This is a genomic window from Niveispirillum sp. KHB5.9, assembly GCF_048066115.1.
Lineage (GTDB): Bacteria > Pseudomonadota > Alphaproteobacteria > Azospirillales > Azospirillaceae > Niveispirillum.
This window is the reverse complement of record NZ_JBLTYX010000024.1, coordinates 55,911-72,687: the sequence shown is the minus strand read 5'-3', so window position 1 is coordinate 72,687 and position 16,777 is coordinate 55,911. Positions and strand designations below refer to the sequence as shown.

The 16,777-nt window shown below is 66.3% G+C and carries 17 protein-coding genes and 1 pseudogene; 15 read left to right on the top strand and 3 right to left on the bottom strand.

All coding sequences use genetic code 11. The features are described from left to right. Together ACM9HJ_RS26900 and ACM9HJ_RS26895 are read right to left on the bottom strand one after the other, a co-directional pair. Positions 1-1,654 (bottom strand): recombinase family protein (locus ACM9HJ_RS26900; RefSeq protein WP_416574879.1); only part of this gene is annotated, 1,654 nt, incomplete at its 3' end. Between the two features lie 402 nt (positions 1,655-2,056). Next, positions 2,057-2,185: a hypothetical protein gene (locus tag ACM9HJ_RS26895; RefSeq protein ID WP_416574878.1), complete on the bottom strand. Its 129-nt coding sequence runs from the start codon at positions 2,183-2,185 to the stop codon at positions 2,057-2,059. A 384-nt stretch (positions 2,186-2,569) separates the two neighbouring features. Between ACM9HJ_RS26895 and ACM9HJ_RS26890 the strand changes: the two genes are divergently transcribed. The 4 genes from ACM9HJ_RS26890 to ACM9HJ_RS26875 all read left to right on the top strand — a co-directional run bounded on the left by ACM9HJ_RS26890 (position 2,570) and on the right by ACM9HJ_RS26875 (position 8,966). Continuing rightward, the gene (locus tag ACM9HJ_RS26890; protein ID WP_416574877.1) at positions 2,570-4,528 is read left to right on the top strand and encodes a ParB/RepB/Spo0J family partition protein; all 1,959 of its coding nucleotides are present in this window, start codon (positions 2,570-2,572) and stop codon (positions 4,526-4,528) included. A 315-nt stretch (positions 4,529-4,843) separates the two neighbouring features. Next, positions 4,844-6,346 carry a zinc finger domain-containing protein gene (locus tag ACM9HJ_RS26885; protein ID WP_416574876.1) on the top strand — a complete coding sequence of 501 codons (1,503 nt, stop codon included), beginning with the start codon at positions 4,844-4,846 and terminating at the stop codon, positions 6,344-6,346. Positions 6,347-7,123: 777 nt separating this feature from the next. Then, positions 7,124-7,435, top strand: coding sequence for a DUF736 domain-containing protein (locus tag ACM9HJ_RS26880; protein WP_416574875.1), 312 nt, complete (start codon positions 7,124-7,126; stop codon positions 7,433-7,435). Between the two features lie 334 nt (positions 7,436-7,769). Beyond that, complete coding sequence (locus ACM9HJ_RS26875) at positions 7,770-8,966, top strand: DUF932 domain-containing protein (RefSeq protein WP_416574874.1); 1,197 nt, start codon at positions 7,770-7,772, stop codon at positions 8,964-8,966. Between the two features lie 170 nt (positions 8,967-9,136). On the opposite strand, the gene ACM9HJ_RS26870 is transcribed toward ACM9HJ_RS26875, so the two are convergent. Beyond that, positions 9,137-9,382, bottom strand: coding sequence for a helix-turn-helix domain-containing protein (locus ACM9HJ_RS26870; RefSeq protein ID WP_416574873.1), 246 nt, complete (start codon positions 9,380-9,382; stop codon positions 9,137-9,139). A gap of 215 nt (positions 9,383-9,597) precedes the next feature. Here ACM9HJ_RS26870 and ACM9HJ_RS26865 point away from each other — a divergent pair, with 215 nt between their 5' ends. The 11 genes and pseudogenes from ACM9HJ_RS26865 to ACM9HJ_RS26815 all read left to right on the top strand — a co-directional run bounded on the left by ACM9HJ_RS26865 (position 9,598) and on the right by ACM9HJ_RS26815 (position 16,722). After that, entirely contained in the window at positions 9,598-9,861 is a 264-nt protein-coding gene (locus tag ACM9HJ_RS26865; protein ID WP_416574872.1) for a DNA -binding domain-containing protein, read from the top strand. A gap of 112 nt (positions 9,862-9,973) precedes the next feature. Continuing rightward, a complete protein-coding gene (locus tag ACM9HJ_RS26860) occupies positions 9,974-10,192 on the top strand; it encodes a transcriptional regulator domain-containing protein (RefSeq protein ID WP_416574871.1) in 219 nt (72 codons plus the stop codon). Positions 10,193-10,211: 19 nt separating this feature from the next. Further along, the gene (locus tag ACM9HJ_RS26855; protein WP_416574870.1) at positions 10,212-10,766 is read left to right on the top strand and encodes a DUF2285 domain-containing protein; all 555 of its coding nucleotides are present in this window, start codon (positions 10,212-10,214) and stop codon (positions 10,764-10,766) included. Between the two features lie 121 nt (positions 10,767-10,887). Next, complete coding sequence (locus ACM9HJ_RS26850) at positions 10,888-11,166, top strand: helix-turn-helix transcriptional regulator (protein ID WP_416574869.1); 279 nt, start codon at positions 10,888-10,890, stop codon at positions 11,164-11,166. A 3-nt stretch (positions 11,167-11,169) separates the two neighbouring features. After that, positions 11,170-12,210: a replication initiator protein A gene (locus ACM9HJ_RS26845; RefSeq protein WP_416574868.1), complete on the top strand. Its 1,041-nt coding sequence runs from the start codon at positions 11,170-11,172 to the stop codon at positions 12,208-12,210. Continuing rightward, positions 12,207-12,844: pseudogene (gene parA, locus ACM9HJ_RS26840) on the top strand (ParA family partition ATPase). Before ACM9HJ_RS26845 ends, parA begins: the two are co-directional and overlap by 4 nt. Continuing rightward, a complete protein-coding gene (locus ACM9HJ_RS26835; RefSeq protein WP_416574867.1) occupies positions 12,841-13,083 on the top strand; it encodes a hypothetical protein in 243 nt (80 codons plus the stop codon). Before parA ends, ACM9HJ_RS26835 begins: the two are co-directional and overlap by 4 nt. Continuing rightward, positions 13,080-13,574 (top strand): DUF2840 domain-containing protein, encoded by a 495-nt coding sequence (locus ACM9HJ_RS26830; RefSeq protein WP_416574866.1) that lies wholly within the window; start codon positions 13,080-13,082, stop codon positions 13,572-13,574. Before ACM9HJ_RS26835 ends, ACM9HJ_RS26830 begins: the two co-directional genes overlap by 4 nt. After that, entirely contained in the window at positions 13,571-14,068 is a 498-nt protein-coding gene (locus ACM9HJ_RS26825; RefSeq protein WP_416574865.1) for a S26 family signal peptidase, read from the top strand. The genes ACM9HJ_RS26830 and ACM9HJ_RS26825 overlap by 4 nt, the downstream gene beginning before the upstream one ends. Positions 14,069-14,217: 149 nt before the next feature. Next, positions 14,218-14,751, top strand: coding sequence for a lytic transglycosylase domain-containing protein (locus ACM9HJ_RS26820; protein ID WP_416574864.1), 534 nt, complete (start codon positions 14,218-14,220; stop codon positions 14,749-14,751). Between the two features lie 234 nt (positions 14,752-14,985). Beyond that, positions 14,986-16,722 carry a relaxase/mobilization nuclease domain-containing protein gene (locus ACM9HJ_RS26815; RefSeq protein ID WP_416574863.1) on the top strand — a complete coding sequence of 579 codons (1,737 nt, stop codon included), beginning with the start codon at positions 14,986-14,988 and terminating at the stop codon, positions 16,720-16,722. The last annotated feature ends 55 nt before the right edge of the window (positions 16,723-16,777 follow it).

Genomic DNA, 16,777 nt, shown 5'->3' with positions numbered 1-16,777 from the left:
TTTCCAATTGCGACACAACGTCGCTCACTGAGGCCGCCCCAAAAGGGCGGCCTTTTTGCTTTGTGGCACCAACGGCCTTACCGCCCACGGCAATGGTCAGGATGCCGGCGAGGTCACCGCGCACGTCGATCTGCAGCACGCCATCCTCCGGCGTCAACACGATCTCCTTGATCAGCGATCGCAGGATCTCCCCCGCCTGAAGCCGGGTGGCATCGATCTCGTCCCGTAGGGCCGCATGCAGTTCGCTTACCTGCTGACGATAGAACTGCGCCATCTCCGGATGGAGCAGGGGTGGGGGCTCGACGGCTTCGGTCAAAAACTGCTGCAACGCTGTTTTCCGGGATTCCAACCTGTCCATCTTCTCCTTCATGGAAGGATGATACATCCCGTCGGCAATTGCATCGACCGTGGCACTGATCTGCTTGTCGATACGGTGCAGTTCCGCTTGCGCCGCCTCAATCGAGGCCCGCCCTTCCATGCGCAGACGGTTCATCTCCCGCGTGAATTCATCGCAGAATTCCTTGAACAGGGCCGGATCCATCAGGTGATAGCGCAGTGCGTCTAGCACGCGCGCCTCCAGCCGGTCGCGCCGAATGTTCAGCCGGTTGTCGCAGGTCCCCTTGTTGCGTGCTGTCGAGCAGCCGACCAGAACGGCGGAGATCATTGAATAGCCGCCCCCACAGCAGCCGCACCGGGTCAGTCCCGACAGCAGATATTTCGGCCGCCGCCGGTCCCGAAGACTGGTGGCGGTCTCCTCGCCCGTTGTCAGGTCGATGCCCTGATCGCGCACCGTTGCTTGTCGGGCCTTGACTGCCTGCCACAGGGCTTCATCGATGATGCGCAGTTCGGGCACATCGCGAATGATCCAGTCGGCTTCCGGGTTCGGCCGGGCCCGGCGCTTGCCGCTGTCGGGGTCCCTGACGAAATGCTGTCGGTTCCAGATCAGCCGGCCGATATACAGCTCGTTATTGAGGATGCCGGTGCCGCGCTTGCGGCTGCCGAGGATCGTGCTGAAGCCCCACGCTTCACTGCCGGGAGCTTTGATCCCTTCATTGTTCAGTTCCAGGGCAATGTGCTTGGGCGATTTGCCGGCGGCATAGTCGCGGTAGATGCGCCGCACGATGTCGGCTTCGGCCTTGTTGATGGTCCGGTCGCCGCGCAACGGTTCGCCATTAGCCTGGAACTGTTTGACGATGTCATAACCATAGGCGTTGCCGCCGCCGGACTTGCCCTGCTCGATCCGCCCGCGCAAACCGCGATGGGTCTTGTCAGCCAAATCCTTGAGGAACAGGGCATTCATCGTGCCCTTGAGCCCGACATGCAGATGGGTGACCTCGCCCTCCGACAGGGTGATGATCTTGATGCCGGCAAAGGCCATGCGCTTGAACAGGCCGGCAATGTCCTCCTGGTCGCGGGAGAGCCGGTCCATGGCCTCGGCCAGCACCACCTGGAAACGGCCTTTCAGCGCATCGGCGATCAGGGCCTGGATGCCGGGCCGCAGCAGCGAGGCGCCCGAGACGGCGTGATCGGTATATTCCTCGATGATGCGCCAGCCCTGCCGGTCGGCATGGGCGCGGCAGATGCGCAGCTGATCGGCGATGGAGGCGTCACGCTGGCTGTCGCTGGAATAGCGGGCATAGAGAGCGACCTTCATGCGGCCTCCAATGTTGTCAGGGGCGCCGCACCTCGCGCGCGCGGGTTTCCTTCAACCATTCCCGGGCGGCCCGCCTGGCCAGCAACCGCGCCAGTTCAAGGAGGCGCGGATCAGGCAGATCGCGAGGGGATGTCAGGATCAAGTCCGGCTCATGGAGCCATTTCGCCTTGTCCTGCTGCCAGGGAGTATTGGACTGATTGCGAATCATAGCGCTAACCGCCATTCAATGCACGTCGCTGCTGGCAGCATCGCCGTGACCAATGTCGGGCGGCAAAGCAAATCGTGGTCGTGGAATAGGCGGTTCCCGGCCGGTTGCGACCCGTAAAAGGGAACTGCCAGCGTCGGATGGCGCGCGGCGTCGGGGTAGAAAAACTTGCGCTGGAGTGCCGGTACCTTACCCGTTCAGCCCTTTAGGCCGGCGCCGATGGCCACCAGCACACGTTCCAGGGCTTCCTTGCTGCGGGCCGTGCTGCTGCCCGTCGCCTCGGCGATGACGGCGGCCAAGTCGTCCTTGCTGATCTTCTCACTCATCTCTGGTCCTGTCCTCCTGACGCGGCACGGTTCGTGATGCCACCGTCTTTCGCCATTTACCCGCAAAGCCGCCCCCTGACCAGTTGCCTGGAAGGACAGGCGCGTTGCTTCCCACGGATCACCGCGGCGCCGAGGTCTCCGGTGCTAAGGGCGCTGCCCTCGCGCGGGCAAGGGTGAAGTCCCGTGCCGGGACCGGCCGGGGCGGTCTCCCCGGCCTTCCTGCGCGGGCGATGATGGTCGGGCCGGCAGGGTGGCATCCGCTCCGTGCAGGCCGGGCGATCCCCCTCCGCCCCGTCCGCCCTTGCCCTTGCTACCCCGGTCTCGCCGACGGGCAGGGGTGCAGCGCAGAGCTGCGCTGACACCCCTGACCCAAGGAGACCGGACATGACCACGACCATCATCCGCGATATCCCCCTGTCCAAGCTGGTGCCCTGCGACCGCAATGTCCGCCGCACGGGCGGCGGCGCGGGGCTGGAGGAACTGGCGGCTTCCATCGCCGCTCACGGTCTGCTGCAAAGCCTCAACGTGCGGCCCGACCTGGATGCCGAGGGCAACGAGACGGGCAAGTACCAAGTCTGCGGCGGCGGTCGCCGGCTGGCGGCCCTGAAGCTGCTGGTCAAGCGCAAGCAGGTGGCCAGGGCCGCGCCGGTCCCCTGCCTGATCAGCGAGGGCGATGCGCAGGAGATCAGCCTAGCCGAGAATGTGGTACGGGAGAACCTGCACCCGGCCGACCAGTTCGAGGCCTTCCGCCGCCTGTCCGAGGAAGGCGGCCTCGGTGCCGAGGACATCGCCGCCCGCTTCGGCGTGACGGCGCAGGTGGTGCGGCAGCGGCTGCGCCTGGGCGCGGTGTCGCCCCGGCTGCTGGCGATCTACCGTGAGGGCGGTCTGCGCCTGGACCAGTTGATGGCCTTCGCCATCACCGACAGCCATGAACGGCAGGAGCAGGTCTATGACGGCCTGTCCTGGAACAAGGAACCGCACATCATCCGCCGCGCCCTGACCGAGGCACATGTGCCCGCCGGCGACCGGCGGGCGCGCTTCGTTGGGGTCGAAGCCTACGAGACGGCGGGCGGCACCATTCTGCGCGACCTGTTCAGCGAGGATGAAGGCGGCTATTTTGAGGATGCCGCGCTGTTGGACCGGCTGGTGCTGGACAAGCTGGAAGCCGTCGCCGGCGGAATGCGGGCGGAGGGGTGGAAATGGGTGCAGCCTTTCATCGACTTTCCCTATGCCCTGGGCTTGCGGCGCGAATATCCGCAGGTGGTGGACCTGTCGCCGACGGACCAGCGGCAACTGGACGCGCTCCAGGACGAGCAGGACGCCTTGTCCCTGGCCCATGAGGGGCTGGAGGAACTGCCGGCCGATGTTGAGGCCCGACTGGCGGAACTGGATGGCGAGATCGACCGGCTGGCGGCCCGTCAGCAGGCCTATGATCCCGACACCATTGCGCGGGGTGGCGTCTTCGTCGTGCTGGGTCATGACGGGCAGGCCCGCATCGAACGGGGCTTCATCCGGCCGGAGGATGAGAAGCCGGCGGAACCGGAACCCGCAGCGGTCAGCGAGGAGAATGAGGCCGTCTCCCATTCCGGCGACGGCCGCACGGAAGCTGCTTCGGCTCCCGATGGCGAGGATGAGGACATGGGTGAAGGCAGGCCGCTGTCCGACCTGCTGGTCCGTGACCTGACGGCGCACCGGACCCTGGGCTTGCGGCTGGCCCTGGGAAAGCATCCCGACATCGCCGTCATCGCCCTGACCCATGCCCTGGTGTCGAGCCTGTTCGCCATCGAGACGGACGGCACCTGCCTGGACATCCGCGCTCACAGCACGCCGCTGTCTGGTCACGCCGACCGCATCGACGACACGGCAGCAGCCCAGGCCCTGGCCCGGCGCCATGAGGACTGGGCAGTGCAACTGCCCCGCCACAGCGTCGGCCTCTGGGTTTTCCTGGTCGGCCTCGACGCCGAGCAGCGGAGCCGGCTGCTGGCCCATTGTGTGGCCTTGACGGCCTTCGCGGTGCGCCAGCCCTGGGAACGTCGTCCGCAGGCCCTGGCGATGGCGGATCGGCTGGCCCAGGCGACCCACCTCGACATGACGGTGTATTGGGCACCGACGGTGCGGACCTATCTGGGGCGCGTCACCAAGGCACAAATCCTGTCGGCCGTGCGTGAGGCCGTGTCGGACGAGGCGGCCCAGCGGATGGAGGGCATGAAGAAGCAGCCCATGGCCGAGGCTGCCCAACAACTGCTGACGGGGGCTGGATGGCTGCCGATGTTGCTGCGGATGCCGGATGAGGAACCGGCCGCCAACAGGACGGAGACGCCCTACGCCCAGGCGGCGGAATAACAGAGTGAGCCGGGGTGGTTGGCGGCCGCCCCGGCCTTTTCCTGTCATCCGATCCAGCAGACGTCACCTTGGTGGACGAGAGTATATTTTCTGGTTTGCACTCATGCCAGTCATTCACAATCGAAATAGTTACGCTTCAATCCTGATACATTTTTCCTTATCTCCTTGCGCACGACTCCACCACCCGCAGCGCATTTTGCAGAATCGGGTGTCCTCGGCGCCTTCAGTTGCCATTCAGGACTGCAGAATGATAGCGACCATGTAGGATATTCGCGTTAAAGTGAAGGAAATTAAGGGGCAAAGGAGATGCATTTCATGTCCAAAGCTGACGATTTAGTGTATGAGTATGAAGCGGCAATTATGGTCGGAATGTCTCCAGAACTCCTCAAGTGGTTTACGTCTTATGCGCCAAAGCAAGGAGACAGCCGGAAGCTTAAGCTAGCTCACAAGAGCGGCTATAAGCGTTACTATTCTAAACGCGAGATTTTGGATTTTAATAATTGGCTGAAGGCTCCTTGGCCTAGTGTCGGCGGGGCTCGTCCTCCAGTTCCAATCGGAATTCGATTAGAGATTCAACGGGAAGCAGGTTACGAATGTGCAATGTGCGGCAAATACTCTGACGCCTGTGAGGCAGCACACATTGATCCGGTTTCAAAAAGCAAAAATAATCACCCAGAAAATTTAATATGGCTATGCGCAAATCATCATACAATGTACGACAAAAATATATTCTCCACTAAAGGAGTTGATGTTTCTTTTATAAAAGCACATAAACTTGCCTTAATTGCTAGAAATAAGTGGAAATGGCAAGATTTTGGAAAACTACACGATACATTACTGTCCCTTCTAACGAGATGTGACGATTTATTATCTCACTTTAAGTCAGCAAGGTCGCCAGAGGAAGTGGCGGTAGTCAAGAAGCTTGCTGTTGAGGCCACGATGGACCTCTATCGCACGGCAAAAAGTGACGCATCTCCGGAAGTTACAGCCATAAGGCAGCAATTGCTTCCGCAACTGGGGCGAGCCTCCAGCGGAGAACCCGCGCTGGAGGCTCATCTCATGCAAGCTCGTCAAATTCGAAAGACCTACGTCGCGGCTTTAGGCTATGTGAAATGTCCGTTGTGCCACGCCAGTGGACGATATAATGGAGATGACTGTCCGGTTTGTCACGGTGACAGGGAGATCGATGCCAATTTCGCAACGCAGGTCGATCTCACGCAATTTCAAACGGTGCCCTGCCCCGTTTGTGAGGGAGGTGGCAGGCTTCGTGGAGTCGATTGCCCAGTATGTCAGGGCGATAGGGCGCTAGAACGCCGTTACGCAGACCGGATTGACGTTCACCAGTTTGACGACGTTGAATGCCCGCTGTGCGCCGCGCGGGGAAAGAATGCTGATTGCTCCGTCTGCCATGGTGAATACCGGACCGAGAGACGGTACGCGGACCTAGTTGATCTCAAGGACTTCCAAAACGTCGATTGCCCGTTGTGCGCGAGCCGGGGGAAGAATGCTGACTGCCCCGTTTGCCATGGTGAATACCGGATCGAGAGACAATATGCGGACCGAGTCGACCTCAAGGACTTTCAAAACATCGACTGCAAGTTGTGCGAGGGATCGGGGCGGGTGAACCATGAAGACTGCCCTGCGTGCGACGGCAATGGCATGATGGAGAGGCACATCTACGACGGCATCGATTGGCGCGGATGGGATATTGTCGATTGTCCGCGATGCCATGGAAAGGGACATGTGAAGCACGACGACTGCCGTTACTGTGGGGGGGCGGGAACGATGTACCGGCAGCAGACAGAATACTTGGAATAAACTGAGTCGTTCACGGTAGTTCACCCCCCCCAAGAATGGATTGGCTGGCAAATATCGTCCTCAAAACGAGAAATCGAGGATCACAACGGATCAAGTAGTTTTTTCAACGTCTTGCTCAGAACAATGACCACTTTCTCCACTGCTTGATCCAAAACCCGCCCGTCCGCTTTCGGCCCCATCACAGCCATCAGTTGACGGTACACTGCGCCTCAGTCCCACTACGGCCTTTGACGATTCTCCATACTCGTTATTCGCTGGCGACCAGAACCCCGTCCTGCAGGTCGATGCAAAGGGCCTGATTGGGCGAGCTAGACGTATCTATCGCGGTTGCTCGGCAGCGAACGCTCCTACCGTGCTCCGGTCCCCTGCCGGTGTGAACCGCCTGATGCTGACCAGCTGATGGCGTCTCCCGGCAACCTCCGCCCTTCCTCCGCCACGGCAGGTTCTTGCACGCCCGCCGCCGCGCCCCTCTTTCCGAGCGGTTCCGCCCCCCGCCATGTCATCCCCGTGGATCGGTCCCGGGCGCGGCCACGCCGCCTCTGATGGGCTGATCTGACCGGAGGCCGGCTGCGCCTTGATCGCCTGTCCACAAGGCCGGGAGACGGCTTTTTTCCGCCGCCGGGCAGGCCGGCTTTGCATCGCGAGGCAAAAAAGCCGTCTCCCGGCCTCCTCCGCTGCGCTGCGGGCCTGCGGCTGCGGGGTCAATCACCTCCGGTCCCGGGATCGCCATCGAGGCCGCGGTGGTCGCGGCCCGGGCAACCACGAGGAGTATGTGACATGGCGAGCATCGGTACCTTCACCAAGACCGAGAACGGCTTCACCGGTTCGGTCAAGACCCTCACCCTCAACGTCAAGGCCAAGATCGTCGCCGCCGACAAGGAGAATGAGCGCGCCCCCGACTTCCGCATCTTCGCCGGCACCACCGAGTTCGGCGCCGCCTGGAAGAAGACCGCTCGCGAGACCGGCCGCGACTATCTCTCCGTCAAGCTGGACGATCCCAGCTTCCCGGCCCCCATCTATGCCAGCCTGGTCGAGGCCGAGGGCGAGGACAGCTTCTCCCTCATCTGGTCCCGCCGCACCAGCGACTGACCGCCTTCGATCCTCGGCGCCCCGCTCTTCGGAGCGGGGCTTTCTTCATGTCCGCATGGGCACTGGGCGATGGCGTCAGGGATGCGGCGGACCTGCGGTCCAAGCCTTGCGCGGGTGTCGGCTAAGGGCGCTGCCCTCGCGCGGCGCAAGGGTGCAGTCCCTTGCCGGGACCGGACGGGGCGGTCTCCCCGGCCTTCCTGCGCCTGGCGGCTCCGTGCAGGCCGGGCGATCCCCCTCCGCCCCGTCCGCCCTTGCCCCTTGCTACCCCGGTCTCGCCGACGGGCAGGGGTGCAGCGCAGCGCTGCGCTGACACCCCTGACCCAGGAGAGATGATATGACCATGATCGAGCAGAATGACGAGGGCCGGCCCGTCACCGGTGGTTTCCGCGTCGATGTCGGCCGGGGCGAGCGTGTCGGCCGGGTTTCGTCGGAATGGTTCTCCCGCCCCCGTGACGAACGCTATCTGAGCCTGACCGCGTTGCACGAGGCTGTTTCCGCCCGCGCCCGGCGGGCGACGGCGCGGACGGTCGAAAGCCGCCTGGTGCGGGTGGAGGCCAGCCGTGACGATGCCGAGCGGCTGGCCCTGCTGCTGCCGGGGCGGGCCGATCCCGTGGCACCCACGCATTGGAGTTTCGGGCAATTGTGCGGACTGGTGGGCGCGCCCGCCGGCTACTTGCGGCAGTTGCCGGCCCCGCTGGCCGGGATCAACCTTCAGCACGGGCTGCTGTCGCACCGGGGCGAACTGGTCAAGACGCTGGAGGCCGATGACGGGCGGGTCGAGTTGCGCGCCGTCACCGGCCCGGACTATGGCCGCATCTGGGATCATGAGCTGGTGTCGGCCGTGCAGCGCATTGCCGGCAATGGCACCGGGGACACGCGCTGGAAGGTGCCGGGAGTGCTGGACTGGTCGACCATGACCCATAACCCCTTCATCGACGTGACGGCGGAGACGACGACGCTCTATGCCAGCGACCGCGACGTGTTCCTGTTCCTGGTCGACGACACCCACCCCATTGAGGCCGGGCGCCTGCCGAACGGGGAGCCAGACCTTTATTTCCGGGGCTTCTATGCCTGGAACAGCGAGGTGGGCTCCAAGACCCTGGGCATCGCCTCCTTCTACCTGCGCGCCGTGTGCCAGAACCGCCAACTGTGGGGCGTGGAAGGGTTCGAGGAGATCAGCATCCGCCACAGCAAGTTCGCCGCCCAGCGCTTCGCCCAGGAGGCGGCCCCGGCCCTGGCCAGCTTCGCCGGGTCCAGCCCGGCCCCCTTCCTGGCCGGCATCCGCGCGGCACGGGAACGGGTCGTGGCCCGCAGCGACGAGGACCGGCAGGATTTCCTGCGCAGGCGCGGCTTCTCGCGCGCCGAGACCGGGCAGATCATCGAGACCGTGCTGCGGGAGGAAGGGCACCCGCCGGAAAGCCTGTTCGACTTCGTGCAGGGCATCACTGCCCATGCCCGCGCCAAGCCACACCAGGATGCAAGGCTGGAACTGGAGGGCAAGGCCAAGCGCCTGCTGGACCGCGCCGCCTGAAATCAGCAAAGCCGTACAGCCGTATTTCCGGCTGTACGGCTTTGCGCCGTTCCGGGAATACGCTGTTCCGGCTTTCCGTAAATCCGCGAGGATGGTTCGTCGGCATTGCGGATTTACGGTTCCACGCCGGATTTTTCGCCGCCCCGGCGGGGCCGGGGCGGCGGGCGACATCAGGTCCCGTCCTTCATCACGCTCTCATCCAGCAAGGCGGCCGGTCGCACCTCCAGCGCCTGCGCGGCCTCCCAGACCTTCAACAAGGTCAGGTTCTGCAGGCCGCGCTCGGCGGCGCTGACATAGGCGCGATCAACACCCATCCGCTCCGCCACAGCTTCCTGGCTGAGGCCGGCCTGCAACCGGTAGCGCCGCATGTTGGCGCCGAGGAGCCTGCGAATGTCCATCCGCAGGATAGAAAGCAATCGTGCATTCTGGTGCTACGTATTATAATACGCGGAACCTCTGCCGCGACCACAGAATGGTCACAGCGCAAGCGGCGGCGGCGGGGACAGGATGATGCGGTGGACGCGGTGCGTGATGCGGTCCACGCATCATATTCCGAGGATAAATCTTCCTCTATGCAACCTCGTCTCTGCGTCGAATAATAGACCCGGCAAGCAAGTAGACGAGCGCCACCATGAATTGTCCGGCATTCCAGGACGAGCCTCCCGACCGCCAACACCTGACCAGCTATGACGAGCGGCATTTCATAACATACCTCCGTCTGCTGGATGCGGCCGAGGAAGGGGCGTCCTGGCAGGAGGTGGTACAGGTGATCTTCGGCATCGACCCGAAACGCGAGCCGAAACGGGCGCGTCGCGTCCATGACAGCCACCTCGCCAGGGCGCAATGGATGACACACACGGGGTATGCCTATCTGCTGCGCCCGCCGCTGCAGTAGTCCCACTCCATGCGGCAGCGGCATCATGCGAATCTTTCGCAATGCCTTGCTGCGCCATAGCCCACCCGGAACTGTGCCTGCATGTCATTGGCGCTGCGGAGAGGGCGAGCCGATGAGTTGGACAGCTGATTGGCGCACCCCCAACACCGAGGAACCGTTGCAGGTCCTCGACCGCTGCGGTTTCGCGCTGGAGTTCCTGCGCCGCAATCCCGCCTATCGTGCCGAGCACGATAGGTTGCAGCAGGTACTGGCGGCCGACGCAGCGGCGGCCCGCATCGCGGCTTGCGATCTGGCCCGCCGCTGGGGGCTGGGGTTTTGCCGCCGACCCTGACCGGCCGGCATGGCGGCAGGTGGTCCTGTGGCGACCGGAACTGCTGCCCGTCGCCTTGCCGCTGGTGCCCCTGACGGCCCCTTCCGAAACGGCAATCACACTGGACACCGTGGCCCTTGGCCTGGTGCTGGCCAATATCGTGGCAGACGACGGCCGCTATCTCGTCCTGGCTGACCCGACAGGTGATCATCGGCTCTGGCTGCCGGAAGGGGCCGACATGGCGGGGCGGCTGGCCCTGCGCCTGCCGCTCGATGAGCATCTTCCACTGCGCCTGGCCAGCGCCCAACGGCTGCATCACCGCTTGAAAGGGCGCACGGGCGGGCCGATGCCGCCCACCTGGCGCCTGACCCCGGCCAAGCGCCGCCGCCTGATCCTGATGTTGCGGGCCCTGGACGGGCACCTGGACGGCGCCACCTATCGCGACATCGCCACCGTGCTGCTGGACCGCGACAGCGCGCAGCTGCCGGCCCGTCTCTGGAAGACCGCCGCCACCCGCGCCCGCGCCATCCGGCTGGTCGCCGATGCCGTCGCCCTGATGCAGGGCGGCTATCGCATGCTGCTGCGCGGCGGATGAGGGGTGGACAGTTCCGGCACCCCGCCAGTCCGTCATCCTCCCCGCCCGTTTCCCTACGCCAGCCTGGGACCGATCCGCCGCCGGCATCCGCCGGTGGCCCGTCCCGTCCCAGGAGGCCCCCATGCCCAACCCTATCCTGCCATCCCGATATCTTTGCACGCCCGAGGCAGCGCGCTTTCTCAGCCTGTCCGGAAGGACCCTGGAGAAACACCGCACCTACGGCACCGGCCCCGTCTATCGCAAGCTGGGCGGCCGGATCGTCTACACGGTCGAGGACCTGCAGGCCTGGGCCGACCGTGGCCGGCGCGTCTCCACCACCGATCCGGGCAGCGGCACCGTCTATCCGGCCCGGCGCCTCTATGCCCAGGTGCCGGGCGGCAACGGCCCCGGGGGACGCTGAGCCATGGCGCCGCGTGATCCCCCACTGCGTTCCGGCGAGCGCGCCCGGCTCGACCCGTTCGAGGCGCTGGCCGACAATGTGCCGCCGCGCGACCAGCGCGACCTGATGGAACGGCCCTTCTTCTCGCTGGCCAAGTCGCGGCGGGTGGCACCCATCCTCTACCGGTCGGGCGAGACCGAGATCCAGGTCCATGCCGTGGCCGAATATGGCATGGCCACCATCTGGGATGCCGACCTGCTGATATGGGCAGCCAGCCAGATCCTGGCCGCCCGGGATCGCGGCCTGCCGACCTCGCGCTTTTTCCGCTTCACGCCCTACCGGCTGCTGACCTCCATCGGCCGGGCCACGGGCAAGCGCAACTACCTGCTGCTGAAGGCGGCGCTGACCCGACTGCAGTCGACGGTCATCCGCACCAATATCCGCCACGGCGCCCAGTGGCGCCGACAGCAATTCTCCTGGATCAACGAGTTGGAGGAGCGCGTCAATCGCGCCGGCCGGGTGGAGGGCATGGAGTTCGTGCTGCCCGACTGGTTCTACCAGGGCGTCATCGACCGCCGCTTGGTGCTGGCCATCGATCCCGGCTATTTCCGCCTCACGGGCGGGGTGGAGCGTTGGCTCTACCGTCTGGCCCGCAAGCATGCTGGTCGGCAGCGGGAGGGCTGGCGGTTCGAACTGCGGCACCTGCACGCCAAGAGCGCCAGCCAGGCCCGCTATGCCGACTTCGCCCTCGACATCCGCGCCATCGTCCACCGCCAGCCGCTGCCGGGCTACGCCCTGGCGCTGGCGCGGGTGGGCGGTATCGAGACGCTGGTCCTGCGGCCTTCTGTGGATATTTTTGTGGATAACCCTATGCATGAGACCGGGATAAGCGACCTCGCTATCGGTACTTCGGGCGCAATCCCTATCGGTACATCAGGCGCAGGGATATCGGTACATCGGGCGCACGAACCTCAGCTAACTCTCTGGCCTGAAACGCGGATTCCGCCCCGTAAAGAGTCTAAAGAAGAATCTAAAGTTAAACTGGATGCTGGAGGCGGCCCATGATCGTGGCGCTGCTGAACCAGAAGGGCGGCGCCGGCAAGACGACGCTGGCCCTGCATCTCGCCGGCGCCTGGGCGGCCCGGGGCCGCCGGGTGACCCTGATCGATGCCGATCCGCAGGCCTCATCCCTGGACTGGTCGGCGCAGCGGGCCCGCGAGGGGCTGCCGCGCCGTTTCGCGACCATCGGGCTGGCCCGCGACACGATGCACCGGGAGGCGCCGGACCTGGCCCGCGCCGCCGACCACCTGATCATCGACGGGCCGCCGCGCGTGGCGGCCCTGATGCGCTCGGCCCTGCTGGCGGCCGACCTGGTGCTGATCCCTGTGCAGCCCTCGCCGCTGGACGGCTGGGCCTCGGCGGAGATGCTGCGGCTGCTGGCCGAGGCCCGGCCTTCCGGCCGCAGCTGCGGGCGCGGTTCCTGCTGAACCGTTGCGCTGCCCGCACCTGCATCGCCCGGCGCACGGCCGAGGCGCTGGCCGGCCAGGACCCGCCGGCCCTGTCGGCCAGCATTGGCCAGCGCGTGATCTATGCCGAGGCGGTCCGCAGCGGCCGGCTGGCCGATGAGCTCGATGCGAAGGGGCCAGCGGCCCGCGAGGTCGAACGGCTGGCGGCCGAGGTCGCGGGACTGGTACCATGAGCCGGACCGACCGCGACGGCTTCGTCGCCCGCCCGTCCGATGCCGAGAGCTGGGGCCGACGGTCCGAACGCCGCAGTACCGTCGCCGACGCCTTTACGGCCCGGCTGACCATCGATGTCACGCCGGTCCTGCGCGGCCGCATCAGGATGGCGGCCTTTCGGCAGGGGCTGACCATGGCCGAGCTGTTGCGCGACCTGCTGGCACGGGAGTTCCCGCCGGACGAGGGAGCGACGCCATGATCGGCCGCCTGCCGCCCGGCGTGACGCCGGCCATGCTGACCCGCGTCGAGCTGCTCTGGATCGAGAAGCAGGTCGAGCGCTGGATCCGCTTCGGCCGTGAGGTGGAAGAGGTGATCCATGACCGTAGCCGCCGCGTGCTGGGCTTCGCGCCGGGCAGCGTCTTCGCCTATGTCCGCTGGGCCGCCAACGACCATGGCACCCTGGTGTCGCGCATCGACATCGCTCGCGCCGTCTCTCCGGGTGAGCCCTTCTCGACGCTGCCCTATGTCCGGCCCGGCGCCGATATCCTGCTGCGCCAGAGCGGCTGGCCCAAGGTGGAAGCCGTGCTCCAGCATATCGATGCCGTCGAGGCGCTGGGGCTGGACGCGGCCGAGGTGGCGCCCGACCATTGGCGCCACCTGCATCACCGCATGCAGGCCAGCGAGCCGCCCCGTGCCTATACGCTGGCCCGGCATCAGGCCTGGCTGAAACGCCGGCAGGTGGGGCCATGAGGCGCTGGCTGCCCATTGTGATGGCGATCCTGGCCATCGGGACCCTGCTGCTGCCACCCACGCCCCGCCTGGTCTGGAATGCCAGCGGCAGCATGCCGCGTGGCCTCTATGCGCTGCGGTCCGTGGCGGAGCTGCGGCCCGGCATGCTGGTCGCGATCAGGCCACCCGCTTCCCTGGCCTCCTATCTCGCCGGGCGCGGCTATCTGCCGACCGGCATCCCGCTGCTCAAGCCCGTCGCTGCCCTGCCGGGCCAGCGCGTCTGCCGGACGGGCCGGCGCATCAGCATCGACGGCCTCGCCATCGGCATGGCCCGCTCCCACGACAGCCGCCAGCGGCCGCTGCCCGTCTGGCAGGGCTGCCGGGTGCTGAGGCCGGACGAGGTCTTCCTGATGAACCCGACGGTGCCAGACAGCCTGGACAGCCGTTATTTCGGCCCCCTGCCGATGGTGCAGATCCTCGGCGAGGCCCTGCCGCTCTGGCTCACGGAGCCGTGACCATGCCTCCCTCCATTCCTCGGTTCGGCCAGATGCCGCACCATTCCTCCGTCCCGACCAGGGACCGGCAGGCCGCCGTGTGCAGCGTCGGTCCAGGGCGGCCTCCAGGCCGGCGTGCCCGCACGCTTCCCTGGAGAGACGCCAACCCGGTGGCAGGCTGGGTCCGTCTCGGGGCGGTGATCCTGCTGCTGGGCCTGACGCCTGTACCATCGGTGGCGGCGGATGATCCTGTCGGGGAGGCCGTGCGGGAAGCATCCGGGCGCTTCGGCGTTCCGGCTTCCTGGATCACGGCACTGATCCGGACGGAAAGTGCGGGCGACGCCCGGGCCCTGTCGTCCAAGGGCGCCATCGGCCTGATGCAGGTGATGCCGGGGACCTATGCCGAGCTGCGCCACCGGCACGGGCTGGGTCCCGATCCCTGGGATATCCGCGATAACATCCTGGCCGGCGCCGCGTACTTGCGCGAGTTGCAGGATCGGTACGGCCCGCGCGGGGCCTCCGCCGCCTACAATGCCGGCCCCGCCCGCTATGCCGAGCATCTGGCGACGGGCAAGCCGCTGCCAGTCGAAACAAGGGCCTACTTGGCCCGTCTCGCTCTGGCCGGGGACGGGCCATCGCCCACTGTCACACCGGACTGGCGGCAGGCACCGCTGTTCGCCGGGCGATGGTCCAGCCGGCGATGACGCTTCTGCCATCGGGATCAATCGCAGCCTGTCGCCTGTCCGGCAATGGGCCAGGGGAGATCCGGCACCCCGAACCTGATGGCAGGATAAAAGGCGGCGAGGTGCCGCGCGGTCGGGTGGTTGTTTTTCAAGGGGTTAAGTCTGGTTTCAGCACGGTGCGCGTCGATCCGGCACCGTGCTGGCCCCGGACAAAGAGGGGATTTCCGCCCTTTTTCGCACCTCGCGGGAGGGTTTATGACGCATGATGAGGATTTCCAGCTCCGGCCCGGCCGCATACGCTCGCGGGGCGAGCAGCGGGCCCGGCCCTTCGTGGCCCAGGCCCTGGCGGCGGCGCAGAAGGCCGGCGGCCATGTCACGCGCGGCCGCGTCACGGCACCGCGCGCCAGCCGCTTCGGGCGGGGCCGCAGCGCCAGCATCCGCGCCAACCATCTGCTCTCCACCCGCTCGCGCGAGGTGGTGGTCAAGGCGCGGGTGGTGCGCATGGCGGCCAGGGGCGCCAGCCTTGCCACCCATCTCTCCTATCTGCGCCGGGAGGGCGTCACCCGCGACGGCGAGAAGGCCCGGATGTTCGGGGCCGATACCGACGCGGCCGACCATGCCGCCTTCGCCCGGCGCTGCGAGGAGGACCGGCACCATTTCCGCTTCATCGTCTCGCCCGACGATGCCGCCGACTTGGCCGACTTGCGCCGCTTCGGGCGCGAGATGATGGAGCAGATGCAGGCCGATCTGGGCACGCGGCTGGACTGGATAGCCGTCGACCATTGGAATACGGCCCATCCGCATCTGCACATCCTGGTCCGGGGCAAAGGCGATGGTGGCCGCGACCTGGTCATTGCCCGCGACTATATCGCCACCGGCCTGCGCGCCCGCGCCCAGGACCTTGTGACGCAGGAACTGGGGCTGCGCACCGACCTGGATATCCACCAGACCCTGGAACGGCAGGTCGAGGCCGAGCGCTGGACCCGGCTGGACCGGGCGCTGGCCCGGCAGATGGACAGCCAGAGCGTCATCGACACGACACCCGTGCCGGGCGAGAGGCCCGATGACTTCCTGCCCCTGAAGATCGGCCGGCTGCGCAAGCTGGAAGGGCTGGGTCTGGCCCGGCAACAGGCGCTGGGGCAATGGACTCTGTCGCCCACGGCTGAGGCGACCCTGCGTGAGCTGGGCGAGCGCGGTGACATCATCAAGCGCATCCATCAGGGACTGGCTGCCGGCGGCATTGAGCGGGCGGCTTCCAGCTATGTGCTGGCAGGCGAGGCCCTGGCCGATCCCGTCATCGGTCGGCTGGTGGCGCGCGGACTGGACGACGAGCTGCGCGGGTCGGCCTTCGCCGTCATCGACGGTGTCGACGGTCGCACCCACCATGTCCGCCTGGCCGACCTGGACGCCGCCGGCGACAGCCCGGCCGGCTCCATTGTCGAGTTGCGCCGCTACGAGGATGGCCTGGGCCGGCGGCGCGTTAGTTTGGCGGTGCGGTCCGACCTGGACATTGCCGGGCAGGTGACGGCCAACGGCGCCACCTGGCTCGACCGCCAACTGCTGGCTCGCGATCCGCCGGCCCTGGGCAGCGGCGGCTTCGGGGCGGAGGTGAAGACCGCATTGGCCGCCCGCACCGACCATCTGCTGGCGGCGGGGCTGGCACGACGGGAGGGCGACCGTGTCCTCTATGCGCGCGGCTTGCTGGACAGGCTGCGCCGACAGGAACTGGAGCGCGCTGGCGCCCGCCTCGCTACCGAGACCGGCCTGTCCCGGTCCGGGGCCATTGTCGGCGACGGCGTGGCCGGCACCTATCGCCAGCGGCTGGATCTCGCCTCGGGCCGCTTCGCCATGATCGATGACGGGCTGGGCTTCAGCCTGGTGCCGTGGGTGCCGTCGCTGGAGAAGCAGCTTGGCCGGCAGGTCAGCGGCATCGTCCGCACCGACGGTTGGGTGGACTGGGCCCTCGGGCGCAAGCGGGGGCTGGGGATATGATCCAGGCATGTCTGCCGGCATTCTGCGTACGCAGAATAAATAGACGCTCTCTCTC